Source organism: Mycobacterium sp. E3339 (genome assembly GCF_001666915.1).
In the GTDB taxonomy this organism is placed as follows: Bacteria; Actinomycetota; Actinomycetes; order Mycobacteriales; family Mycobacteriaceae; genus Mycobacterium.
Map to the genome: position 1 here is coordinate 1 of NZ_LZIZ01000097.1, position 22,832 is coordinate 22,832.

Here is a 22,832-nt window from a genome sequence, read left to right on the forward strand (position 1 = left end):
ACCGGGCTGGTGAACATGTCCGGGTCGTCGGAATCGTCGACCTCGCCGTCGTCGAGTTCCTCCAACTCCCGCGCGGCACGGTCTTGCGGGACGTGTCCGGCGTTTTCGCCCTCTTGCCGTTCGGCCGCCCGGGCGGACCCGGCCAGCACCTTCGCCGCGCGGATGACGCCGAAATCCGGGGCCGGGTCGTCGATCGCGTCGCGGCTCTCGGCGATCCGCAGCGACGCGGCGGGCGAATCGCTGCGACTCGCCGTGTCCCGGTCGCCCAGTGACACCAACACGTTCGGCAGCAGGCCGGCGTTGGCGACAAGGGCGCGGTGCCCCTCCACCGCCAGGTAACGCCGGGCCAGTCGGGGATGGCGGAGCAGCGGCCGGATGACCTCCGGGTCCAGGCTGCCGGCGGCGATCATCGAGGCGTGCACGGCCACCGCCTCGAGCTGACCGCGCGGGTCCGCGCCGACGTGAATCGTCTGCCCGTCGGTCCACGACGGCTCACCCGGCCGCGACACGGCCACCGCGACGGCGCGCCCCGCGAGCGCCGAGGCGAGCATGCCGAGGCCGGGAGCGCCGGGAACTTCGGTGGACACCCTCAAGCTCCGAACGGTTGGACGACGTTGACCAAATATCTGTTCCACCGTAAAGTCCGCTGCGATCGCAGTCAATCGGGCAGGGTGCTTCAGGTGTGTGCGACGAGGCGCCAGCGCGATGCCGGGCAAAGCCGACGTGCCCGCCGACGCCGACGTTGACCGGCTATCCGCTCAACCGTAAAGTCCGGCTAGGTCGCAAATTCACCAGAAAACAAGGAAAAGTGGACTTTTCATACCCGGCGGAAGTGGAGCAGTTCCGCACCGAGTTGCGCGACTGGCTGGCCGCGAACCTGACCGACGAGCTGGTGGCCGCCCGTCGTCCCGCCGGGCGCGACGACGCCGCAATCGAAATGCTGCGCGCCTGGAGCGCGACGATGGCCGAAGCGGGCTGGGCCGCCGTCTCGTGGCCCCGCGAGTACGGTGGCCGCGGCGCGACGGTGCTCGAGCAGCTGGTCTACACCGAGGAAACCACCCGCGCGCGGGCGCCCATGCCGCTCAACGTGATTGGACTGAACAACATCGCGCCGGCCATCATGCAATATGGGACCGAATCCCAGAAGCGCACGCTACTGCCCCGCATGATGCGCGCCGACGACATCTGGTGCCAAGGGATGTCGGAACCCGAAGCCGGGTCGGACCTCGCGGCGCTGCGTACCCGCGCCGTGCGCGACGGTGACGACTTCGTCGTCAGCGGCCAGAAGATCTGGACCTCGCTCGGACACCGGGCGGATTGGTGCCAGCTGTATGTGCGCACCGATCCCGACGCGCCCAAGCACAAGGGCATCTCGTGTCTGATCGTCGACATGTCCCTGCCCGGCATCGAAGCCCGCCCGCTGGTGACGCTCAACGGCGAAGCCGATTTCGCCGAGGTCTTCTTCCACGACGTGCGGGTGCCGGCGGACGCGTTGCTCGGGCCGTTGAACGCCGGCTGGCAGGTGGCCACCACCACGCTCAGCCACGAACGGGCCGGGGCCGCAAGGCTATACGCCGAGATGCAGGTGCGGCTCGAGGAACTGGTGGACGACATCGCCGCGCACACCGATGCGCTCGACGACGCCGTGACGCTGCGCCGCCTCGGCGAAATCGCGCTCCGCATCAAGTATCTCGAGGTGCTGTGCCAGCGGTCGATCTCGGCCACGCTGCACGGCGGTGACGCCTTCGGATCGGCCAGCCTCGCCAAGACGGTGTGGGGCGAGATCGGGCAGGACATGGCCGCCCTGGCCTTCGACGTGCTGGGCACCCGCGGTGCCGGCGCTCCGTGGGCGAACTACCGCCTGACGTCGCGCTCGCTCACCATCGCCGGCGGCACCAGTCAGATCAACAAGAACATCACCGCCCAGCGGGTACTCGGGTTGCCGCGCGCATGAATCTCGAACTCACCGACGAGCAGGCGGCGCTGCGCGACACCACCCGGCGCTTTCTCGCCGAAAAGGCGCCGATATCGCAGCACGTGCGCCCGCTGCTGGACGACCCGACCGGCATCGACGAGGCGGTGTGGCGTGGGCTTGCCGAGCTCGGGACGACCGGCCTCCTGGTCCCGGAGGACCACGGCGGCGCCGGCATGTCGATGGTCGAGGCCGGCATCGTGGCCGAAGAGCTGGGCGCGGCGCTGCATCCGGGACCGTGGTTGTCGACCGCCGTCGCCGCGCCCCGGGCGTTGACCCGGCTCGGCGCGACCGGCGCCGGGGCCGGGCTGCTGACCGGGATCGCCGACGGCACCACCGTCGCCACCGCCTGCCTCCTGGCCGATGCTCCCGTTGCCGCGGCCCGAGGGGAAGCGGGGGGCGTCGTGTTGCGCGGCGAGATCGCCGCGGTGCCCGACGCCGCCGCCGCGGGCGTCTTGTTGGTGGTCGCCGAGGATGACGGCGGGCTTGGGCTGTTCGCCGTGCGAACGGACTCCTCGGGCGTTGCGGTCACGGCCGAACACGGTATCGACCAGACCCGCAAGCGGTTTCGCGTCACGCTCGACGCGGCGCCGGCGGAGCGACTGGCCGCGGCGTCGGCGGAGGTCGTCGCGGCGGTGGTCGACGACGTGCTGATCGCCGCCGCCGCCGACGCCCTCGGTGCGGCGCGCGCCGTCATGAACATCGCGGTCGAATACGCCAAAACCAGAACGCAATTCGGGCAGCCGATCGGCTCGTTCCAGGCGGTTCAGCATCTGTGCGTCGACATGTTCGAGACTGTCGAACTCGCCCGCAGCGGCGTGATCCACGCGCTGTGGGCCGCCGACAACGCCGATCCGGCCGAGCGGCATCTATCCGCGGTACGCACGAAGGCATTCGCCGGGCGGCTGGCCACCGTGGGCGACACGGCCATTCAGGTTTTCGGCGGGATCGGTTACACCTGGGAGCACGACGCGCACCTGTATCTCAAGCGCCTGCTGAGCTGGAGCGCGTTCCTCGGTGGGCCCGACCGGTACCTGACGGAACTCGGTGCGCGCCTTGCGAAGAGGGACCGGCCGTGATGGATATCGACTACCTGCTCACCGCCACCCGCTCGGCGCGCAAGACGCTCGATCTGGATGCCCCGGTCGACCGCGAAGACATTCGGGAATGCCTGCGCATCGGGCTGCAGGCGGCCAACGGCTCCAATCAGCAGTCGTGGCGCTGGCTGGTGATCACCGACCCGGCGTTGCGCGAGGAGATCGCTCGGCTGTACCGCGCGGCCTACCTGCTGCGTGTGGGCGGCCAACTGATCGCCGATTTCGTGCCGGCCGGGACGCCGGAGGGCCGAATCATGTCGTCGACGGAGTGGCTGGTCGAGCACATGGCAAAGGTGCCGCTGCTGGTGATTCCGTGTTACGAGCCGTATCTGCCGCGCATCGAGGGCGACGAATCGTTTCATCAGGCCACGCTTTACGGCTCGATCTTCCCGGCGGTGTGGAACTTTCAGCTGGCGCTGCACACCCGGGGATACGGCACTTGCATCACGACGCTGCACCTGCATCGCGAGCAGGAGGTGCGGGAGTTGCTGGGCATCCCCGAAACCTACGTGCAGGGCTGCCTGCTTCCGGTGGGCCGGCTGCGCGCGGGGCACACGTTCCGGCCGGCCCGGCGCAGGCCGGTCGCCGAGGTGGTCGTGCGCGACGGTTGGGACGGGCCAGGGCTCTAGAATGGGGGCCATTACCGCTGTTAGCAGCGTGTTCGCCGCGCCGGGTCTGATAACCTCTAACAAAGATTTGGTTCGGCGAGAGGGACGAATGCGTATGGTTGTCGAACCGCAGTCGTCCGGAAGCGCGTAGCGCTGACCATGCCCAGAGCGGAGTCCTTGCGAGCCGGCGCCACAGCCGATTTGGGCACGCGCCGGACCGAAATCCTGACCACCGCGGCCTCTTTGATCGCGCAGTCGGGGTTGCGAACCTCGTTGCAGGAGATCGCCGACGCGGCGGGAATTCTTCCCGGCAGCCTCTATCACCACTTCGAGTCCAAAGAGGCGATCCTGATCGAGTTGATCCACCGCTATCAGGAGGATCTGGACCGGATCGGGCTTGCCGCGCAAGCGAAGTTGGACAAGGCCGACCCCCGCCCGGTCCCCGAGCAGATCGTCGAACTGGGCTCGGCGATCGCCAACTGCGCCGTGCAGCACCGCGCCGCGCTGCAGATGTCGTTCTACGAGGGGCCGAGCACCGACCCTGAGTTGATGAAGCTGACCCAGCAGCGCCCCGTGGCGATTCAGGAGGCGATGCTGCAAACCCTGCGCGCGGGACGGTGGAGCGGCTACATCAAGCCCGACATCGATCTGCCCACCCTGGCCGACCGGATCTGCCAGACCATGCTGCAGGTGGGCCTTGACGTCATGCGTCACAAATCCCCCGCCGATCAGGTGGCGGTCCTACTCTGTCGAATCATGTTGCAAGGGTTGGCAACCCGGCCGCCCACCGACTCGGCGCTGGATAGGTCGAATGCCTTGGCGGCGGCCCGGGACGTCATCGAGACCTGGTCGGACGACAGCGACGCCGACCCCAGCGACAAGGCGGCGCACGTCCGGGCGGTGGCGCGGACGGAGTTCGGCCGCAAGGGTTACGAGGCCACCACCATCAGGGACATCGCCTCCGCGGCCGGCCTCGGCACGGGAACCGTCTACCGGGTGATCGGGTCAAAGGACGAACTCCTGGCGTCGATCATGGAATCGTTCGGCCGGAAGGTCGAGGCGGGCTGGGTCGCCGTGCTGCGTTCGAACGCCACGCCGGTCGAGAAGCTGGACGCCTTGAGCTGGGTCAACGTCAATGCGCTCGATCGGTTCTCCGACGAGTTCCGCATTCAGCTCGCCTGGATGCGGCAGTCGCCCCCGGACACCCCCAACCCGGGGTGGCTGTATGCGACGCGACTTCGGCAGATGAAAACGCTTCTTTCCGAAGGCATCCGATCCGGGGAGATCACCGCCGACGCCGCATCCACCGCGATGCTCGCCCGCTGCGTCATCGGCCTGCAGTGGATACCGGAGAACATCCTCGCCGACGTCGGCAAACGCGCCGCGCTCGTGCACGTCCGCGACACCGTTTTGCGTGGCGTCGCGGTTCGTGCGGGGTAGGTGTTGAACCAAAAAACTGTTACCCATACAGTTGGGCAATTAGAACCGCGTTGGCAGTGAACGAGAAGGGGATTTCCATGACTGTTGTCGATCGGTTGCGCTACGACGGCAAGCGGGCTCTCGTCGTTGGCGGCGCCACCGGCATGGGCGCGGCGGCGGCCAAGTCCGCGGCCGAGCTCGGCGCCGAGGTGATCGTGATGGACTACGCGCCGGTGAACTACGACGTCGCCAAGGCCATCCAGGTGGACCTGCGCGATCCCGCGTCGATCGACGCGGCGGTCGAGCAGCTGGACGGGCCGGTCCACGCCCTGTTCTCGGCCGCCGGCATCGCCGACGGGACAACCGACCTGATGGCCATCAACTTCCTCGGCCACCGCCACCTCATCGACCGCCTCCTCGAGCGCAACCAGCTTCCCTCCGGCTCGGCGATCTGCTTCATCTCCTCGGTCGCCGGCATGGGCTGGGAAAACGACCTGGAGCTGCTGACCGAATTTCTCGCCACGCCGGATTTCGCCTCCGCGCAGGAGTGGGTCAAGGCGCACGAAGCGGAAGGCATCATCCACTACGGCTTTTCCAAGAAGGTCGTCAACGCCTACGTCGCGACCCAGGGCTACCCGCTGCTGAAGAAGGGCATCCGCATCAACGCGATCTGCCCCGGCCCCACCGACACCCCGCTGGCCCAGGCCAACGCCGACCTCTGGCTCACCTTCGCGCAGGACTACCGCGAGGAGACCGGCTCGAAGGTGCATACCCCCGAGCAGATGGGTGACGTGATGGCCTTCCTCAACAGCGCCGCCGCCTTCGGCATCAGCGGCATCACGCTGCTGGTCGACTACGGGCACACGATGGCCTCGCTCACCAACGCCTACCCGCCGGGCAAGCCGATCATCGACATCATCATGGGGCGGGTGAAGCTCTAGAGACGGGTGCCCGTTTCGGCGCCGGTACCGTCGGGGGCATGGCACGAGTCATCGTCATCGGCGGGCACGGCAAGGTCGCACTGCAGCTGGCCCGCATCCTGACCGAACGCGGCGACGAGGTCAGTTCGGTCTTCCGCAACCCCGAACATTCGGACGACGTCGCGGCCACCGGCGCAAATCCGGTGGTCGCCGACATCGAGCGCCTGGACACCGACGCGCTCACCGAGCTGCTGACCGGTCACGACGCGGTCGTCTTCTCCGCCGGCGCAGGCGGCGGCAACCCGGCGCGCACGTACGCCGTCGACCGCGACGCGGCCATCCGGGTGATCGATGCCGCCGAGCGGGCGGGCATCCTGCGATTCGTGATGGTGTCGTATTTTCGGGCGGGTCCCGATCACGGTGTCGCGCAGGACAGTTCGTTCTTCCCCTACGCCGAGGCGAAGGCGGCCGCGGACGAACACCTGCGCGCCAGCCGTTTGCACTGGACGATCCTGGGACCGGGCCGGCTCACCCTCGACCCGCCGACGGGCCGAATCGCCCTCGGTGAGGGCAAAGGCGAGGTATCCCGTGCGGACGTCGCGCAGGTGGCCGCGGTCGCCCTGAAAAACAACGCGACGATCGGCCGGACCATCGACTTCAACAACGGCGACCTCCCGATCGCGGCGGCGTTGAAGGGCTGACTAAACTGCATCTCGCAGCTGGTCTGCCGTCGCCGCACCACGCGACTTCGGCATCGAGCGAGGCGGGTTGGTAACGCTTCGCGAGAGGGAACCCGGTGAGAGCCCGGGACTGTCCCGCAGCGGTATGCAGGAACGACCGCCGTCAAAAGCACTGGTCGCAAGACCGGGAAGCGACGGCCAGTAGGAACACCAATCGGGGTGTGCGCCTGCGAGTCCGAAGACCTGCCAGCTGTGCCGGGCGCGCCGCGCCCGGCGGCTCATCGCCTCGTGGAATGGGCGTTCGGCCGCGACGGTTGAGATGCGTGTACCTTGCGCACCGCAGCCGGATCGGCTCGCGTCCGCAATGGCGGTGACCACCCCGTCGATTGAAGGACGAACATCGTGATCTCCCAACCATTCACCGCCACGGTCGTCGGCTCGCCCCGCATCGGCCCGAAGCGCGAACTCAAACGCGCCACCGAGGGGTACTGGGCCGGACGCACCAGCCGGTCCGAGCTGGAATCGGTCGCCGCGACGTTGCGCCGCGACATGTGGGCCCGCCTCGCCGCGGCCGGCCTGGACTCGGTGCCGGTGAACACCTTCTCCTATTACGACCAGATGCTGGACACCGCCGTCATGCTCGGCGCCCTGCCGCCCCGGGCCGCACGGGTCCCCGACGATCTGGATCGCTACTTCGCCGCAGCCCGCGGCAATCCCGACGTCGCGCCGCTGGAGATGACCAAGTGGTTCGACACCAACTACCACTACCTGGTCCCCGAGATCGAGCCCTCGACCACCTTCTCGCTCAACCCGGACAAGGTGGTCGCCGAACTGAAAGAGGCTCTCGCGCAGGGGATCCCCGCCCGCCCCGTCGTCATCGGACCGATCACCTTCCTGCTGTTGAGCAAGGCGGTCAACGGCGGCGGCGCGCCGATCGAGCGACTGCAGGAACTCGTGCCCATCTACTCGGAGCTGTTGGGGCTGCTCGCCGCCAACGGCGCGCAGTGGGTGCAGTTCGACGAGCCGGCGCTGGTGACCGACATCTCCCCCGACGCCCCGGCCTTGGCGGAGGCCGCGTACAACGCGCTGGGCAAGGCGACCGACCGGCCGGCCATCTACGTCGCCACCTACTTCGGTGATCCCGGCGCATCGCTGGCCGGTCTGGCCCGCACCCCGGTCGAGGCGATCGGCGTCGACCTCGTTTACGGCGCCGACACGGCGGTGGCGGGCATACCGGAGCTGTCCGGCAAGACCCTGGTGGCCGGCGTCGTCGACGGGCGCAACGTCTGGCGCACCGACCTGGAAGCCGCGCTGGGCAAGCTGACCGCCCTCCTGGGTTCGGTTGGCACGGTTGCGGTTTCGACGTCGTGCTCCACGATGCACGTGCCGTATTCGCTCGAACCCGAGGCCGACCTGGACGACGCGCTGCGCAGCTGGTTGGCGTTCGGTCAGGAGAAGGTCGCCGAGGTGGTGACGCTCGCGCGTGCCCTGCGCGAAGGGCGCGGCGCGGTCGCCGACGAGATCGCCGCGTCCAACACCGCGGTGGCCTCCCGCAAGAGCGACCCGCGGCTGCACAACGACCGGCTACGGGAACGCATCGAGGAGATCGTCGCCACCGGCACCCACCGCGGCGACCCGGCGTCACGTCGTGCCCGCCAGGACGAGCGGTTGCGCCTGCCGGCGCTGCCGACCACAACCATCGGCTCCTACCCGCAGACCGCCGCGATCCGCAAGGCGCGCGCCGCGCTGCGGTCCGGCGAGATCGACCAAGCGGAGTACGAGAAGCGGATGCGCAAGGAGATCGCCGACGTCATCGCGCTGCAGGAGGAGCTGGGTCTCGACGTGCTGGTGCACGGCGAGCCGGAACGCAACGACATGGTGCAGTACTTCGCCGAGCAGCTACAGGGCTTCTTCGCGACGCAGAGCGGCTGGGTGCAGTCGTACGGCAGCCGCTGCGTGCGTCCGCCGATCCTCTACGGCGACGTCATTCGCACCCACCCGATGACCGTCGACTGGATCTCCTACGCGCAATCGTTGACCGACAAGCCGGTCAAGGGCATGCTGACCGGTCCGGTCACGATCCTGGCGTGGTCGTTCGTCCGCGACGACCAGCCGCTGGCCGACACCGCCAACCAGGTGGCGCTCGCCATCCGCGACGAAACCGTGGACCTGCAATCCGCCGGCATCGCCGTCATCCAGGTCGACGAGCCGGCGCTGCGGGAGCTGCTGCCGCTGCGCCGCGCGGATCAGGAGGACTACTTGCGTTGGGCCGTAGGTTCTTTCCGGCTGGCCACCTCCGGCGTCGATGACTCCACCCAGATCCACACCCACCTGTGCTACTCGGAATTCGGCGAGGTGATCGGGGCCATCGCCGACCTGGACGCCGACGTGACGTCCCTCGAGGCGGCGCGCTCACACATGGAGGTGCTCGACGACCTCAACTCGGTCGGGTTTTCCAACAGCGTCGGCCCGGGCGTCTACGACATCCACTCGCCCAGAGTGCCGAGCACGAAGGAAATGGCGGAGTCGTTGCGCGCGGCGCTGAAAGCCGTTCCGGCGGAACGGCTCTGGGTCAACCCGGACTGCGGCCTGAAGACCCGAAATGCCGACGAGGTGATCGCTTCGCTGAAGAACATGGTCGCCGCGGCGCAGGAAGTGCGGGCGGGCGCCTGACCGCGAGCGTCACGCCAGCGTGGCCCTCGGGCGCCACCGTCACTCTGGCGTGACGCTCGGCGCCTCGTCCGACAACACTTCGACGGGAACGTCGTCAGCCCACGGTTGCCGGGTCACCATGTCGGCGACGCGGACGATGCCGCGCTCGAACTCGCCCGTCGCCGCGTCCACCAGCCGGTAGGCCTGCACCTGTTTGTGGATGGGCTGCGCGTCGAGCAGCACCACCCGCACCTCCCCCGGCTCGAAATGGCAGCGCTCCTGCAGCGCGGTGATGAGCTGCTCGTTATGCATGTGGCCGTCGCCAAAGTTCCAGCCGATGGCGGTGCTGCAGATGCGTTCGCCGTCGGTGAGGACGTAGTCGTCCTCGTTCTGGCCCGCCATCGCGCGGTGCGCGAGGGTGAACAGCGCGCGGCCGTGAGTGTTGAAGCCGCGGAACGCATATCCCATGAAGAGCGGGATCTGCGCGGCCTCCGGGCTGCCGTAGAACCGCTCGAGCTGGGCCTGCGGCATGCTGGCGATCGCCACGATGCCCCTGGCGATCTTGTCGCTGGCCGATCCTTTGATGCACCACAGCGTGGTGTCCCAGTTGCCGGCGTAGTACCGCATTCCCGGCAGGAACGAGATCTTGCGGGGGAACATGTTGCCCAGCAAGACGATTCCCGCGATGACGACGAACAGTATCGCCACCACCACCGGGTGCCTCAGATCGCGCAGGCCCAGTCGCGCGTGCGCGACGAACAGCGACAGCACGCCGAAGATCATGAAGACGTTCCACTCCAGCGGCACGCCCATCGGTATCGACACCAGGATCCCCAGGTGGAAACAGACCATCACGATGGCCGCGATCGTGATCGGCCAGCCGCTGTGGCAGAAGAACAACGGCAGCGGCACCAGCATCTCGATGGCGGTGCTCAGGTGCGCCAGCCATCGCGACAGCCGGCCGGGCCGCAGGTCGTCCGGGAACTTCTCGAAGAATTGCCGCTTGAGCCAGCGGGGCCGCACCAGCGGATTGTTGGACATCATCGTGGAGATCACGAACGGGAAGTGCTTGTTGAGCTTCGACGTGGCGGCGCCCATCCAGATGACCAGGAACACCACCTTCGATCCGACGATCATGTCGACGCCGCCGAAGAGGAAGGTCACCGCCATGGTCGCGTACACCTCCCCGCGAGCGGCCAGGAAGATCACCTTGTCGCGCAGCCCCAGGATGCCGAGCAGCAGCAGGATCAGCACGATCTTCCAGGCCGGCAGCAACCCGATCGTCGTACCGAGCTCGGGTATCGGTCCGGTGCCGTCGGCGAACAGCGCGCTCAGGGTCACCAGCAAAAACAGCGCGTAGAGCGCGACGTCGATCGGCTTGCGCTTGGTGCCCCTGGTCAGCGGGACCCGGTCCGGCCACGGTGGCAGCCGGATGGTGCCGAACCGCATCCAGTACAGGATCGACCCCATCGGCGGGAAGAACCGGTTGTTCAGCGGGCCGAAGCCGCAGCCCAGCCCGATCACCTCGAAGAGCATCGTGTACAGCACGACCTTTTCGAACACGATCGGCTCCGACCACCAGGACGCGACGTGGGTGAACCCGCCGAGTCCCTTGGTGGCCGAGGCGAACAGCCAACCGCCGAGGATGTAGAGCAGGATCTTGACGACGTAGAACAGGTGCAGCGCGACCGGCGTGCCGAAGCCCACCTCGGCCCAGTGCTTGGCCATCGGGCGGATCTTCTCGCTACGGGTGCCCTTGTTCCACTCGGCCATGTCGAGCTGCGGCAGCTCAGGCTTGAGAAATCCCATGGTGGTCAGATTAGAACGTGTTCTAGGCGAACCGCACTCAAGCCGGGCAACAATCCTTTGCCTGTGCCCTCGCCGCCGGATAGCGTGAAACCCGGATCGGCGCGGCTCGCTAGGAGGCGTCCATCATGAGCAGGCTTTTCGTTTCCATATCGGCTGCGGTGCTGGTCGCCGCCGCCGCACCGATCGCGGTGGCCCGTGCCGACGCGCCGGCACCCGGCGACGGGTGCGCGACGCTGCACGCGACCACCCAAGACGGCAACGGCAGGACGATGTGGTGCAACCCCACGATGACCGGCGCCCACAACCTGGTGTGGCAGTACGGCGGCCCGGCGCCCAGCCCGTAACGGCTTTCCCGCTCGAGGGTGAACTGAGGGCGTTCAGCGTGAACTGAGGGCGAGAAATCCGCGAAGACTCCGCCCTGGCCGCACGCTCAAAGCCGTGACTGCACACCCGATTTCGGTCACCCGAAGATGCCCGGCGGGGTCGCCGGCGTCCGCCGCAGAGCCTCTGGGTAAACGCGTGGATTGAGCGCATCCAGCGCGCCGGCCCGCAGGCCGGCCAGGGAATCGACGGCGTCCAGAAACCGTTGCCGCTCGGCGGGTTCCACGACGTCGCCGGCCAGCTGGGTGAACTTCTCGACGTACTGCGGTCGCCGGAACGGCCGCGCGCCCAGCGGATGCGCGTCGGCGACGGCCAACTCGTCGGAGATCACCTCCCCGCCGCGTAGCGTGATTTCGGCGCGCGCCCCGAACGCCTTCTGCGCCGGGTCGCTCGAGTGGTAGCGGCGCGTCCACTCCGGGTCCTCGACCGTGGAGATCTTGCGCCACAGCTCGATCGTGTCGGGCCGGTGCGCCCGTTCCGCGGCGTAGGAGCGTTCGTGGTGCCATACCCCGTCCTGCAGGGCGACGGCGAAGATGTACGGCAGCGAATGGTCGAGCGTTTCCCGGGAAGCGTCCGGATCGAACTTCTGCGGATCCCCCGAGCCCGTTCCGATGACGACGTGGGTGTGGTGGCTCGTGCGCAGCACGATGGTCTCGACCTGACCGAGGTCGGGTATGCGCTCGCGCAGCCGCCGGGCCAGGTCGATCGGCGCCTGGCTTTGGTACTCCGCGGAGTGCTCCTTGGTGAAGCTGTCTCCGATGGCGCGCTTGGGTTCTCCGGGAGCGGGCAGCGGCACGTGGTATTCGCGTTCGGGTCCGCCCAGCAGCCAGGCGATTACGCCGTCCTCGCCCTCCCAGATCGGGGCGGGCGATCCCTCGCCGCGCATGGCCCGGTCCACCGCCTCGATGCCGACCTTGCCCGCGTGCGCCGGGGCGAACGCCTTCCAGCTGGAGATCAGCCCCTTGCGGGACTGGCGGGTGCTGGTGGTCAGGTGCAGCGCCTGCCCGACCGCCTGGTAGATGGTCTCGGTGTCCAGCTTCAGCATGGTTCCGATGCCGGCGGCCACCGCCGGACCCAGGTGCGCGACGTGGTCAATCTTGTGCTCGTGCAAGCAGATTCCGCGGGAGAGGTCGATTTGGATCTCGTAGGCGGTCGCCAGGCCGCGGATCAGGTCGGCGCCGCCGAGGCCCAGCTGCTGGGCGACCGCGACCAGCGGGGGGATGTTATCGCCTGGGTGGGCGTACTCGGCGGCCAAAAACGTGTCGTGAAAGTCGAGTTCGCGCACCGCGACGCCGTTGGCCCACGCCGCCCACTCCGCCGAGTAGGTGCCGTCGACGCCGAATACGTTGGCGCCGCGGGCCGCGGGATGGGCCAGCGCCTGCCGCCGCGCCACCGTCACCGGTCGACGCAACACCGCGGCCGCGCTGACCGCCGCGTTGTCGATGATCCGATTCGCCACCATCTCCGCGGTTTCCGCCTCGACGGCCACGGGATCGGCTGCGACTTCGGCGATCTTGGCCGCCAGGTGTTCGGCGCGGGGGAAGTCGTCCGAGCTGCGCCGCGCCCGAACCTCGTGCGTTTTCATACTCAGCAGACTATGCGCCCGCGACAAGAGCATGAAAAATTCGGTACATCAACGCATTTGATTTCGGTCGAGCCGGTGCCAGAGCCGCCGTCGGCGGATTCCACGAAGCGATTCCGTCAAATGGTGGTTTCGTGACTCGGTGCGGATTAGGATGCCTGCGTCCCAGTGAGTTGCCGATACGGTGCGAGGGGATCATGTTCGAAATATTCCGGAACAGATTGTCGGGAGCGGCGATTGTTATCGCTTTTACCGTCGCCGCGTGCTGCTCGCCCTCCGAGCCGCAGAGCTCTTGCATGGGCCCATCGGAAGAGGGCATGACGCAACCCGCTGCCAGCACCGGTACGGATCCCATGGGGATGGCCGAGGAGACCCCGGCCTGTTCCTTGTACTACCTGGCGAAGAACGATCCAGTGCCGCCGCGCTATGCCGGGATCGGAAGCGCGCATTGGGACGTGCCTGCCGGCCAGGCGTATTTTGATCAAGGCCTGCGATTCTTCTTCGCCTTCAACAGCCGCGAATCCTATCGCGCATTCCACGAAGCGGCGAACGAGGCCGAGAATAGCAACACGCCCTGCTCGGCCTGTTATTGGGCGCAAGCTCTCCCACTGGGGGTAGACATCAACGAGTCGGAACAATCGCCGCATGATCGAGAGCAAGCGAATGCCGTCCTCCATAGCGCCGAGAAAGCTAATCCAAGCCAAAAGGACCGCGCGATTATTGACGCTTTACTTGAGCGCAACCGGGATTGCATTGGTCAGGACGAGAAGAAATGTCAGAAGGCTCGCAACTTAGCTTATTACAACGGGATGATAAAAGTGCTGAACGGGTTTGGCAGCAATGACCCCAACGTCATCGCGCTCTTCGCCGACTCCGTCATGAATCTGACGCCTTGGAGGTATTGGGACACAGACGGAAATCCCGTCTCCAAGGAGGTCACGGATGCACAGAAGCAACTAGAGAATGCTCTGAGCCTCCCTCAATATCAACAAAACGAAGGGATCATCCACTTTTACATCCATCTGATGGAGGGGTCGCGTACCCCCGCCGTCGCAAGGCAACACGCCGACCAATTGGCGCCGCCCACACCATTGGCGCCGACCGCGGGCCATCTGGTCCATATGCCGTCACACATCTACTACCGAATCGGGGACATGCAGGACGCGATCACGGCCAACAAGGCAGCCATTGAGGCCGACGACGCGTATTTCGCCATGGAGCCGAATTTATCTCGCCCAGACGGTGACCGCTACAAATATGAATATTACCCGCATAATATCCATTTCTTGCTCGCGGCTGCGGTGCTGAGCGGCGACACCCCGGACAGGGACATCGACCGCTACGCGAAGAAACTGCTTCAATCGTTGCCGGATAATGGAAATGGGCTGCGCGCCGAAAAGTATCGCGCTGTCTACTACCTCGCAAAGCTCAACTTCTCCACCACGGCGGATATTCGTAAATTCGAGGAGCCGGACCCGTTCGAGCAGCAGCCTATTGCCAACCTCGCCTATCATTCTACCCAAATGATGGCGGATATCTGGGACGGGAAAAAGCCCATCGAATCCGCCGACCGGTTCTATGACGATCTCGGCAAAGTCCGCAACGCCGCACGCAACACCGAAACGAACGAGGACTGCGATCCCGAGGTCCGGCTCCCCCGCGATAAGGATCTATGTCTGGCCGCGATCCTCAATTATCTAGGACGCGCGCGGATGGCCATCTTCGACGCGAAGCACGGCAATAAAACCAGGTGGGCCGATGCGGAGGCATGGGCTCGACGCGCTGTAGAAATCGACTCGCAGTTGGGCTATTACGAGCCCCCGTTGTGGCTCTACCCCACGCGTCAGACCGCCGCCTCGGTCCTAATTCAAAAGGCGGATGCGATCGGTGCCGGGGCGAAGGAATGGCGGCTGTCTCTGGACGAGGCCAAGCGGCTGCTGCGTGAAAGCCTGGATGGGCCCCCGACTACCCTGTCTGGCGAAATCCCGGTAGGGGCCTACCCCGGAAATGGCTGGGCGTATTACGGGCTGCTGGAGATCGCCAACCGGTACGACCCGGTCGGCGTCGGTCAGGCCACGCTAGAACTCAAGAAGCATTGGTTCGGAGACCCCGGATTCCAGAGCCTCGATCGCATGTAGGTCCACAGGGTGAATTCCGCGCGAACGGACCGCTGCCGCGTCGCGACCGGTGTAGTTTGCTGCTCAGCACCCAACTGCAACCGAGGAGCCAGTCATGGCGGACGTCGATTATTGCGTGGTCGGAGCGGGTTTCGCGGGTTTGACGGCCGCGTACAGACTAAAGAAGGCAGGCCATTCAGTGGCCTTGCTGGAGGCGCGCGATCGGGTCGGCGGCCGCACCTTCACCGAATACCGCCCGGACGGAACGTGGATCGATCGCGGCGGCGCGTGGATCGGGCCGGGCCAGGACCGCATCTACGCGTTGATGAACGAGTTCGGTGTGCCGGAGTACAAGCAGCACAATGACGGCGACGCGATGATGATCGTCGGCGGCAAGAAGCACCGCTACGGCGGAACCATTCCGTGGACCATGAGCCCGTGGGCGGTCGCCAACCTCGGGATCGGCCTGGTCGCCATCGAGGAGATGTGCAAAGCCATTCCGCGCGAGGCCCCGTGGGAGGCGAAGAAGGCCAAGGAGTGGGACCGAATCAGCATCGGGGAATGGATCAACAACAAGACGGCGTCCAAGCAGGCCGCCGAGATGCTGGACATGGCCTTCGCCGGCCTCTACACGTCGGCGGCGTCGGAGACGTCGCTGTTGTGGGGGTTGCTCCAGACGGCGTCGGCCGGCGGGCTCACGTTCGCGATCTCGGGCAAGGGGGGCTCCCAGGATGCCCGCCCCGTCGGCGGGATGGGCGCCATCTACGGCCCAATCGCCGCGGAATTGGGTGACGCGCTACATCTTTCGCAGCCGGTCCGGCAAATCGCTCAGGATGCCGACGGCGTGACCGTCACCGCCGCCGACTTGACGGTGCGGGCGCGTCGCGTCATCGTCGCCATTCCGCTCGCGGTCGCCACCTCGATCGTTTACGAGCCGATGCTCCCGGTGGACCGCGCGCTGCTGCACCAGCGCATGCCGAGCGGCGCGGTCATCAAGACGTCCATCATTTACGACGAGCCGTTCTGGCGCGCCGACGGGCTCTCGGGTCAATCGGCCGCGCCGGGATCCCTGGCCAGCCTGACGATCGACGCCTGCACCGACACCGGCGACCCCGGGGTCATGTGCGTCATCAGCGAAGGCCCCGCGGCGCGCCGGCTGACAAAGCTCGACGAGGCCGAGCGCAAAGCGGCCATCATCGGCGAGGTGGTCGACCGATTCGGCGATAAGGCCAGATCGCCGTCGGAATATCACGAGCAGAACTGGACCGTCGAGCGCTACTCCGGCGGCGGGATGATCGGCCACGCGCCGCCCGGCGTGCTGACCGAATTCGGCTACACCCTGCGCGAGCCATGCGGCCGCATCCACTGGGCCGGCACCGAGAGCTCGGCCGTCATGTGCGGGTGGATCGACGGCGCGATCCGCTCCGGCGAGCGCGCCGCGACCGAGGTCCGCGAGGCCGAGGCGGTCGCCGTCGCCTGACGAAATCGCTTTCGCCGCTTTCGTTTCAGTGGCCCCAGCGCTGTCGAACAGCGACCGAATCCTAACGGAGACGTGCGGGACGTCGGTCCGCTAATCTGGCCGTGACTCCTGCGAGCGCCGGTGAGCGGGGCGTACGGTCGCACGGCTAGCGGTTCGGGAAGTAGGTCCAAGGCCCATACTCGTCCGGGCAGTAAACCACCGTTGTCGCGTCGATGATGGCGACAGCGGCGCTGGGCGACATTCCGGTATTGGACTGAGTTGCACGGGCTTCCACTTGTTTGGTCGCTCCTTGACGCAGGTCTGCGCACACATCGTGCGCGGACTTTACAGCCGCGGACACATCCGTGATCGTGATTCCGGCCTGGTTCGCTAAGTAGACGAACAGAAGGGCCTTCTCGCTTTCACTTGCTGGTGGGGGCGGTAGCGGCTGACGCGGCGTAGGCGGCGGCAGGATGATTGTTGGTGGCGGGACGATGACCGTCGGCGGCACCATCACGGTCGTCGTCGACGGCGTTGGGACCACGCTCGTCGTCGGGGGTGCAGTAGCTGTCGTCGGCGGTGCAGTTGTCGTCGGTGGGGCGCTCGCAGTGGGCGTGCTCGGTGGATTGTTCCGGTGGTCGAACAGCAGGGATAAACCAACTCCGACCGCAGTCGCCAGCGCCAGCGCCGCAATCACCATGATGGCGGCGTCTCTCCAAGCCGCCCGCCACAAACGGTCCGTCTCAAGTTCGGCCGGTATGTCCCCGGGTGGTTCTTGTGACCAAGCCACCGCGGTCGCCGTCTCGGTCGGGGGCTTGTCGTCGGCGGAGATCGGCGGGCCGACCTGCGTCGGCATCCCTTCCGCCGACGTCAGACACTCATCATCCTGGGATGCGGGCACCGGCAGGTCATCGCTGGCCGTTAGCCGCTCGAGTTGCTCATCATTCGGGGGAGTCCATGACGGGGCAGTCATAACTGTCCCAGCTTGGGAAGTGGTGGGTACCCGCCGCCGAGGCTGGGCTAAGTGCTTCATCGCGCTCACCCCATCCAGGGCGCAGGCGGGCACAAAATCTGGATTGCGTTGACGATGATTACCGCAGGAGCCACCCCTGACCATCCCTGCTGCCGCAGACTCCGGGCCTCCATCTCCAAATTGACCCCGTGGTCCAGAACAGCGGTGCAAACACCCTGACCCGCCGCCACCAACTCGCCATCCGACCCGGGCACACCCTTCGACCTGACGGCATCAAGATACTTCTGCCCGGCCGGCGTGTACACGAGCGAGTTAGTGGGCGATGCCGGGACCGAAGTCCCAGCACGCTGAGTCTGCAGCTGGTGAGCCCAGAGGAGGGCCGCCACCACCGATATGGACACCGCGAGAGCAATCATCGCCAGGGCGATTGCCTTGGCATAATTGCGGCGGGGAGCCGTCGGGTAACTGTAGTAAGTCATCACACGCGTAAGAATGCCCAGGTGATCGCGTTAGCTAGGCCCACCACCCACGCTTCGCGAAGACGCGCGGGCCTGGTCATAACCCAGCGCGGGTGCGGCAACAAAAGTAATGCGGGGTCACCGGTCGGCGGCTGCGCCGGCGGGGTAAACGGCCACCATTCCAGCACCGGAGAGCGTGGATATTCGGCGCGGATCGCGGAGCGGGCGTCTTCGCCCAAGCCGACCACCAACAGGGGCCGCACCACCGCAAACTCACGCCGCAGATAGTCGGCGCAGTTGGCGATCCAGGCTCGCTCGGACGGCTGGTTCTCGGGTGGGTGGCAATGCACGACGTTCGTGGTGAAGAGTTCCGCCTTACAGCGGCCAGCGAGGGCCAAGGCGGCATCGATGAACCGGCCGGAGCCACCGGTGAACGGAATGCCGGTCTTCATGCACGGCCCGCACAGACTTTGTCCGACCAACATGAGCGGCGAGGTCGGTGAGCCGTAACCGGGCGCGGACTGCGTCTTGCCGAGAATGTTCATACCGGGGCACCGGTGGCAGTTGGCGATTTCGGTGTTGAGAATGCTCAAAAAATCTATGGTCCCAGCCGCGGTACGAGTCCCGGCGATGCTCGGCTTGGTCAGCATGAACGAGACGTTTCGCCGCTGACACTGTGCTGACCAGGGCCGTTCGTCACGCCTTCCGGGTATGAAAGTCACCTGTTGGGGGACCACCTCTCCAGGTGCGACCTAACACCACGAAACGGTCGTGGCGCCGGCGATTCTCACGGTGGATCGGTGAGTTTGAAACCTGTTGCCCTCCAAAGCCTCCGGGCAGCAACGTTGTGCCCGCCGCACATACCACATCCAACAGTATGTTGATGACATGACACCCGAAACGTGCCAGAGAGTCCCAACAGATGGCGTGCGCCCTCGCAACTCCTAGACACATTTTGGTGGTGACGCCGGATGCGGGGCAGTTGTCGAGGATGTTCCGGGGATATCGGGACAATGGTCAGCTACGGCGAGGGCGATCATTGCGGCGATCACTCCTGACAGCTGCACCAACGACAAGCTAATCCCGACGCGAAGAGATAAGCCCGCTGTTCATCAGCGCAACCGATCTGGGCAATACGCTGCTGCCGCGTCGCTCGCGAGTTGGTCAGTCTGCAGTTGCGACAATCCCTGACGAAAGAGCTGATCCCGCAGATTGTGAAGCTGCATCGTATAGGGGCTGGGCATACCTATTCCGACGCGCGGCAGGGATTGGGCATCGCAGAATTGGTGTGCAACGGATATCAGCACCCCCCTGTCCCCGGGGATGCCCTGCGAAGAGAGCGCCGCGACGAACCGATCGTCGGCGCTGTCCGCATAGGCAACGCCCACCGACAGCAGCAATCCTGAAGCCGCGAAGACGGCGACCGCCAACTTCGTCATCATGTGCCGAGATGTTCCGCTGCCGACACCGCCGCCCGCCAGGGCCGTTCGGCCCCTTTGCTCTCTCAAAGTCAGTATTGGCCGTGAAGTGCCTGGCATTCCGATACCTCGACACCAGACGCCAATGCAGGACACCAGAAGCCAATGCAGAGGGTGGTAGGACCCTGCGTTTAACGATCGAAGGATGGCTTTCTGCCGCGTCGTGCAGCGGCCTGCTACGACGTCATTCGGCTCGCCCCCCAAGCCCACCGCCTTTGGCCATCTTCGACGATGGCAAGGGGCTGGCGTTCTACCAAGCGGCTGGGCTCGCCGGCCCAGCGAATGTGTTGTACGCCAAGGAGCGTGGCTCCTCGGCGCCGGGTTGCGAGGTTGCTGGCTACTGGGGCGAAGTCCACCACGTCCAGGACTGGGCCGGCACGCGTCGGACCGACATCGACCAGCTCACCCTGGCCTGCGGGCCCCACCACCGGCTCCTCGAGAAGGGCTGGGTCACCCGGAAGCGGACCAACGGCAAGACCGAATGGATCCCGCCGCCCCATCTGGACCGCGGGCAGCCGCGCACCAACTCCTTCCACCACCCCGAGGACCTGATGGCGGACGAAGACGACCCCTAGCTAACCGGCTTGCTTAGCGGGCGGCCGGTAGAAGATGACCAGCTGGCCGATCGCGCCGGCCAGGCCCAACCCCACCGAGATAAGCAGGCCGCGCCAGCCGTCCATCCAGTTGTGGCCGAACACCACATAATCCAGGCTGATCTTTCCCGCGCCCAGGGTGGCGATGGCGATGGCGCTGACCGCCAGGACCAGGTTGTACTCCCAGCCCTCCTTGACGATGAAGAATCCGTTGGCGCGGTGCACGGTCCATGCCGCGACCAGCATCAACGACACGAAGCCGGCCGCGGGGATCGGGGTGAGTAGCCCGGCGGCCAGGCCCAGACCGGCGGCCATCTCCGTGGTGGCGGCTACGGTGGCGTGGAACTTGCCCGGCTTCATGCCGATGCTTTCGAACCACCGCGCGGTGCCCGGGATGCGGCCGCCACCGAAGAACTTGTTGTAGCCATGCGCGGCCAACGTCACGCCCAACACCAGCCGCAGGATCAGTAACCCGACGTCGTAGGGAGTCATACCTGCAAACCTAGATCATGGCCCCGCCGCGACAACAGGAGCGCCGAGCGGCCAGTCCCCGTCCGTGTGGGACCATTGCGGGCGTTCCCGGCCATCAGCAACAGATCACGAGGGGGTGCACCACGGCTCGTATCGCACGAGGCAGCGGCGCCCGCCGTGACGCGTCCGGGTCCGCTACCGACGGGCAATCCGTGGTGTTGTTGGACGGCACAGCGAATCACCCCCGAGAGCTGCTGGGCAACAAGGGACACGGCATCGAGGCGATGCGCCGGCACGGTCTGCCGGTGCCCCCCGCGTTCTGCATCACCACCGAGGTGGGCCTGCGTTATCTCGCCGACCCCCGGGCGACGATGGACGCGATCTGGGACGACGTGCTGGACCGGATGAGCTGGCTGGAAGCGCAGACGTCGCGCACGTTCGGGCGGGGCCCGCGTCCGTTGCTGGTCAGCGTCCGCTCCGGGGCGACCCAGTCGATGCCGGGCATGATGGACACGATCCTTGACCTCGGCATGAACGACGACGTGGAGCAGGCGCTGGCCGCGGCCGGGACCGCGGCGTTCGCCCGCGACACCCGCCAGCGGTTCGACCGCATGTACCGGCGCATCGTCGGCCCGGACGCGGTGCCCGACGACCCGTATACCCAGCTGCGCGCCGGCATCGAGGCGGTGTTCGCGTCATGGAACTCGCCTCGTGCGGTCGCCTACCGCGCCCACCACGGCGTCGACGATCTCAGCGGCACCGCGGTGGTGGTGCAGGCGATGGTGTTCGGCAATCTCGGCCCGAATTCCGGTGCGGGCGCTTTCATTTCACGCAACCCCATTTCCGGCGACAACGCACCCTTCGGCGAATGGCTGCCGGGCGGGCAGGGTGACGACGTGGTGTCCGGGTCGGTCGACGTCGAGCCGATCACCACCCTGCGCGATGAACAGCCAGCGGTCTACGACGAGCTGCTGGACGCCGCAGGCAGATTGGAGCGGCTCGGCGCCGACGTGCAAGAGATCGAGTTCACCGTCGAAGAGGGCAGGCTGTGGCTGCTGCAGACCCGGGACGCTGAGCGGTCCGCGCAAGCCGCGGTGCGATTGGCGCTGCAGCTACGGCACGAGGGGCTCATCGATGACGCCGAGACGCTGCGGCGGGTCACCCCGGCGCACGTACGGACGCTGTTGCTACCCGCCCTTCAGCCCGAAATAAGGCTGTCCGCAAGGCTTTTGGCCAAGGGATTGCCGGCCTGCCCGGGCGTGGCGTCGGGCACGGCCTATACCGATGTCGATGAGGCCCTCGATGCCGCCGAGCGGGGGGAGTCGGTCATCCTGGTGCGCGACCACACCAGGCCGGAAGACGTCTCCGGCATGCTGGCCGCGCAGGGCATCGTCACCGAGGTCGGTGGCGCCGCCAGCCACGCGGCCGTCGTGAGCCGCGAACTCGGCCGAGTGGCCGTGGTCGGCTGCGGCCGCGGGGTCGCCGCATCGCTGGCCGGCAAGTCGATCACGGTCGACGGCGGCGAAGGCGAAGTGCGCGAAGGCAATTTGACCTTGTCCGCCTGGTCGGAGAGCGATACCCCGGAATTGCGGGAACTGGCCGACATCGCGCGGCGAATCAGCCCGCTGCGCGCGCACACCTCCGGTGACCACCCGCACCTGGATGACGCCGGGGAGGCCGCGGTCGCGGCCGCGATGGACGGCGGGCATACCGACGTCGTCTCGGCCACCCCGCTGATCGTCATGCTGACCGCGTTGCGCCTGACGGAAAAGCCCGCCTCATGACCGAACTGGCTGTGCTGCAAGCGGTTCGGCTGAAGGGCCGGGTGCGCCCCGAAGACCTGGCCGCGACGTTGAACGAGGACCCCGCCCGGGTGACCGAACTCGTCGAGCGGCTGACCGCCGCGGGCCTGTTGGCCGACGGCGCGGCGGTGCGGATCACCCCAAGCGGGCGCGAGCGGCTCGCGGCGCTGCTCGACGACGAGCGGCGCGGCGCCGACCGGGCCACGCTGGAAGCCGCCTACGACGACTTTCGTCCGGTCAACGCCGATTTCAAGTCTCTCGTGACCGACTGGCAGCTCAAGGGCGGCCCGGGCGGCAGCGCCAACACCCACGACGACGCGGAATACGATGCCGCGGTGCTGGCCCGGCTCGACAAGGTGCA

The 22,832-nt window shown here is 66.8% G+C and carries 18 protein-coding genes, 3 pseudogenes and 1 riboswitch; of the genes and pseudogenes, 13 read left to right on the forward strand and 8 right to left on the reverse strand.

The window, feature by feature from the left end:
• Window positions 1–551: pseudogene (locus A5702_RS09280) on the reverse strand (nitric oxide reductase activation protein); the annotation flags it as partial.
• A gap of 257 nt (window positions 552–808) precedes the next feature.
• Here A5702_RS09280 and A5702_RS09285 point away from each other — a divergent pair.
• The 7 genes from A5702_RS09285 to metE all read left to right on the forward strand — a co-directional run bounded on the left by A5702_RS09285 (window position 809) and on the right by metE (window position 9,369).
• Window positions 809–1,954 carry an acyl-CoA dehydrogenase family protein gene (locus tag A5702_RS09285; protein WP_055398904.1) on the forward strand — a complete coding sequence of 382 codons (1,146 nt, stop codon included), beginning with the start codon at window positions 809–811 and terminating at the stop codon, window positions 1,952–1,954.
• On the forward strand, window positions 1,951–3,051 hold the full coding sequence (locus A5702_RS09290) for an acyl-CoA dehydrogenase family protein (protein ID WP_068220051.1): 1,101 nt from the start codon (window positions 1,951–1,953) through the stop codon (window positions 3,049–3,051). The genes A5702_RS09285 and A5702_RS09290 overlap by 4 nt, the downstream gene beginning before the upstream one ends.
• Complete coding sequence (locus A5702_RS09295) at window positions 3,051–3,698, forward strand: nitroreductase family protein (protein WP_055398909.1); 648 nt, start codon at window positions 3,051–3,053, stop codon at window positions 3,696–3,698. The genes A5702_RS09290 and A5702_RS09295 overlap by 1 nt, the downstream gene beginning before the upstream one ends.
• 138 nt (window positions 3,699–3,836) lie before the next feature.
• Window positions 3,837–5,117 (forward strand): TetR/AcrR family transcriptional regulator, encoded by a 1,281-nt coding sequence (locus A5702_RS09300; RefSeq protein ID WP_068220053.1) that lies wholly within the window; start codon window positions 3,837–3,839, stop codon window positions 5,115–5,117.
• 77 nt (window positions 5,118–5,194) lie between these two features.
• Complete coding sequence (locus A5702_RS09305; protein WP_068220083.1) at window positions 5,195–6,037, forward strand: SDR family oxidoreductase; 843 nt, start codon at window positions 5,195–5,197, stop codon at window positions 6,035–6,037.
• Between the two features lie 38 nt (window positions 6,038–6,075).
• Complete coding sequence (locus A5702_RS09310; RefSeq protein ID WP_068220056.1) at window positions 6,076–6,717, forward strand: SDR family oxidoreductase; 642 nt, start codon at window positions 6,076–6,078, stop codon at window positions 6,715–6,717.
• Between the two features lie 51 nt (window positions 6,718–6,768).
• A riboswitch (cobalamin riboswitch) is annotated at window positions 6,769–6,962 on the forward strand.
• 136 nt (window positions 6,963–7,098) lie between these two features.
• Entirely contained in the window at window positions 7,099–9,369 is a 2,271-nt protein-coding gene (gene metE / locus A5702_RS09315) for a 5-methyltetrahydropteroyltriglutamate--homocysteine S-methyltransferase (RefSeq protein ID WP_068220059.1), read from the forward strand.
• Between the two features lie 39 nt (window positions 9,370–9,408).
• Here metE and A5702_RS09320 read toward each other — a convergent pair whose 3' ends face one another.
• On the reverse strand, window positions 9,409–11,157 hold the full coding sequence (locus tag A5702_RS09320) for a DUF3556 domain-containing protein (protein ID WP_068220062.1): 1,749 nt from the start codon (window positions 11,155–11,157) through the stop codon (window positions 9,409–9,411).
• 125 nt (window positions 11,158–11,282) lie between these two features.
• Between A5702_RS09320 and A5702_RS09325 the strand changes: the two genes are divergently transcribed.
• Window positions 11,283–11,501 (forward strand): hypothetical protein, encoded by a 219-nt coding sequence (locus A5702_RS09325; RefSeq protein WP_055398917.1) that lies wholly within the window; start codon window positions 11,283–11,285, stop codon window positions 11,499–11,501.
• Between the two features lie 116 nt (window positions 11,502–11,617).
• Here the strand turns inward: A5702_RS09325 and prpD are convergent, their stop codons facing one another.
• Window positions 11,618–13,123, reverse strand: a complete 1,506-nt coding sequence (prpD, locus tag A5702_RS09330) for a 2-methylcitrate dehydratase PrpD (protein ID WP_082956002.1) — start codon at window positions 13,121–13,123, stop codon at window positions 11,618–11,620.
• A 314-nt stretch (window positions 13,124–13,437) separates the two neighbouring features.
• Here prpD and A5702_RS09335 point away from each other — a divergent pair, with 314 nt between their 5' ends.
• Window positions 13,438–15,258, forward strand: coding sequence for a hypothetical protein (locus A5702_RS09335; RefSeq protein WP_231965029.1), 1,821 nt, complete (start codon window positions 13,438–13,440; stop codon window positions 15,256–15,258).
• Window positions 15,259–15,352: 94 nt separating this feature from the next.
• A complete protein-coding gene (locus A5702_RS09340; RefSeq protein ID WP_068220068.1) occupies window positions 15,353–16,717 on the forward strand; it encodes a flavin monoamine oxidase family protein in 1,365 nt (454 codons plus the stop codon).
• Window positions 16,718–16,862: 145 nt separating this feature from the next.
• Here the strand turns inward: A5702_RS09340 and A5702_RS26225 are convergent, their stop codons facing one another.
• The 4 genes from A5702_RS26225 to A5702_RS09355 form a co-directional block, all read right to left on the reverse strand.
• Complete coding sequence (locus A5702_RS26225) at window positions 16,863–17,669, reverse strand: DUF732 domain-containing protein (protein WP_156669541.1); 807 nt, start codon at window positions 17,667–17,669, stop codon at window positions 16,863–16,865.
• 65 nt (window positions 17,670–17,734) lie between these two features.
• Window positions 17,735–18,148: a DUF732 domain-containing protein gene (locus A5702_RS27255; protein ID WP_156669542.1), complete on the reverse strand. Its 414-nt coding sequence runs from the start codon at window positions 18,146–18,148 to the stop codon at window positions 17,735–17,737.
• Window positions 18,148–18,777: a uracil-DNA glycosylase family protein gene (locus tag A5702_RS09350; protein WP_231965030.1), complete on the reverse strand. Its 630-nt coding sequence runs from the start codon at window positions 18,775–18,777 to the stop codon at window positions 18,148–18,150. Before A5702_RS09350 ends, A5702_RS27255 begins: the two co-directional genes overlap by 1 nt.
• A 462-nt stretch (window positions 18,778–19,239) precedes the next feature.
• Window positions 19,240–19,569, reverse strand: coding sequence for a DUF732 domain-containing protein (locus A5702_RS09355; RefSeq protein WP_068220074.1), 330 nt, complete (start codon window positions 19,567–19,569; stop codon window positions 19,240–19,242).
• A 216-nt stretch (window positions 19,570–19,785) separates the two neighbouring features.
• On the opposite strand from A5702_RS09355, the pseudogene A5702_RS09360 reads away from it, so the two are divergent.
• Window positions 19,786–20,180 (forward strand): annotated as a pseudogene (locus tag A5702_RS09360) (HNH endonuclease signature motif containing protein); the annotation flags it as partial.
• Here A5702_RS09360 and A5702_RS09365 read toward each other — a convergent pair.
• Complete coding sequence (locus tag A5702_RS09365; RefSeq protein ID WP_055398923.1) at window positions 20,181–20,690, reverse strand: DoxX family protein; 510 nt, start codon at window positions 20,688–20,690, stop codon at window positions 20,181–20,183. It lies immediately after the preceding pseudogene.
• A 104-nt stretch (window positions 20,691–20,794) separates the two neighbouring features.
• Here A5702_RS09365 and A5702_RS09370 point away from each other — a divergent pair, with 104 nt between their 5' ends.
• Together A5702_RS09370 and A5702_RS09375 are read left to right on the forward strand one after the other, a co-directional pair.
• Complete coding sequence (locus A5702_RS09370) at window positions 20,795–22,453, forward strand: pyruvate, phosphate dikinase (protein ID WP_369817885.1); 1,659 nt, start codon at window positions 20,795–20,797, stop codon at window positions 22,451–22,453.
• Window positions 22,450–22,832 (forward strand): annotated as a pseudogene (locus tag A5702_RS09375) (MarR family transcriptional regulator); the annotation flags it as partial. The gene A5702_RS09370 and the pseudogene A5702_RS09375, both read left to right, overlap by 4 nt.

What these genes read in the sequence shown, in the direction of transcription:
- A5702_RS09290 (WP_068220051.1), top strand. Translation starts at nt 1,951, where the DNA reads ATGAATCTCGAACTCACCGACGAGCAGGCGGCGCTGCGCGACACCACC.
- A5702_RS09295 (WP_055398909.1), top strand. Translation starts at nt 3,051, where the DNA reads ATGGATATCGACTACCTGCTCACCGCCACCCGCTCGGCGCGCAAGACG.
- A5702_RS09300 (WP_068220053.1), top strand. Translation starts at nt 3,837, where the DNA reads ATGCCCAGAGCGGAGTCCTTGCGAGCCGGCGCCACAGCCGATTTGGGC.
- A5702_RS09305 (WP_068220083.1), top strand. Translation starts at nt 5,195, where the DNA reads ATGACTGTTGTCGATCGGTTGCGCTACGACGGCAAGCGGGCTCTCGTC.
- A5702_RS09310 (WP_068220056.1), top strand. Translation starts at nt 6,076, where the DNA reads ATGGCACGAGTCATCGTCATCGGCGGGCACGGCAAGGTCGCACTGCAG.
- A5702_RS09320 (WP_068220062.1), bottom strand. Translation starts at nt 11,157, where the DNA reads ATGGGATTTCTCAAGCCTGAGCTGCCGCAGCTCGACATGGCCGAGTGG.
- A5702_RS09325 (WP_055398917.1), top strand. Translation starts at nt 11,283, where the DNA reads ATGAGCAGGCTTTTCGTTTCCATATCGGCTGCGGTGCTGGTCGCCGCC.
- prpD (WP_082956002.1), bottom strand. Translation starts at nt 13,123, where the DNA reads ATGAAAACGCACGAGGTTCGGGCGCGGCGCAGCTCGGACGACTTCCCC.
- A5702_RS09335 (WP_231965029.1), top strand. Translation starts at nt 13,438, where the DNA reads ATGACGCAACCCGCTGCCAGCACCGGTACGGATCCCATGGGGATGGCC.
- A5702_RS09340 (WP_068220068.1), top strand. Translation starts at nt 15,353, where the DNA reads ATGGCGGACGTCGATTATTGCGTGGTCGGAGCGGGTTTCGCGGGTTTG.
- A5702_RS26225 (WP_156669541.1), bottom strand. Translation starts at nt 17,669, where the DNA reads ATGACTGCCCCGTCATGGACTCCCCCGAATGATGAGCAACTCGAGCGG.
- A5702_RS27255 (WP_156669542.1), bottom strand. Translation starts at nt 18,148, where the DNA reads ATGACTTACTACAGTTACCCGACGGCTCCCCGCCGCAATTATGCCAAG.
- A5702_RS09350 (WP_231965030.1), bottom strand. Translation starts at nt 18,777, where the DNA reads ATGCTGACCAAGCCGAGCATCGCCGGGACTCGTACCGCGGCTGGGACC.
- A5702_RS09355 (WP_068220074.1), bottom strand. Translation starts at nt 19,569, where the DNA reads ATGATGACGAAGTTGGCGGTCGCCGTCTTCGCGGCTTCAGGATTGCTG.
- A5702_RS09365 (WP_055398923.1), bottom strand. Translation starts at nt 20,690, where the DNA reads ATGACTCCCTACGACGTCGGGTTACTGATCCTGCGGCTGGTGTTGGGC.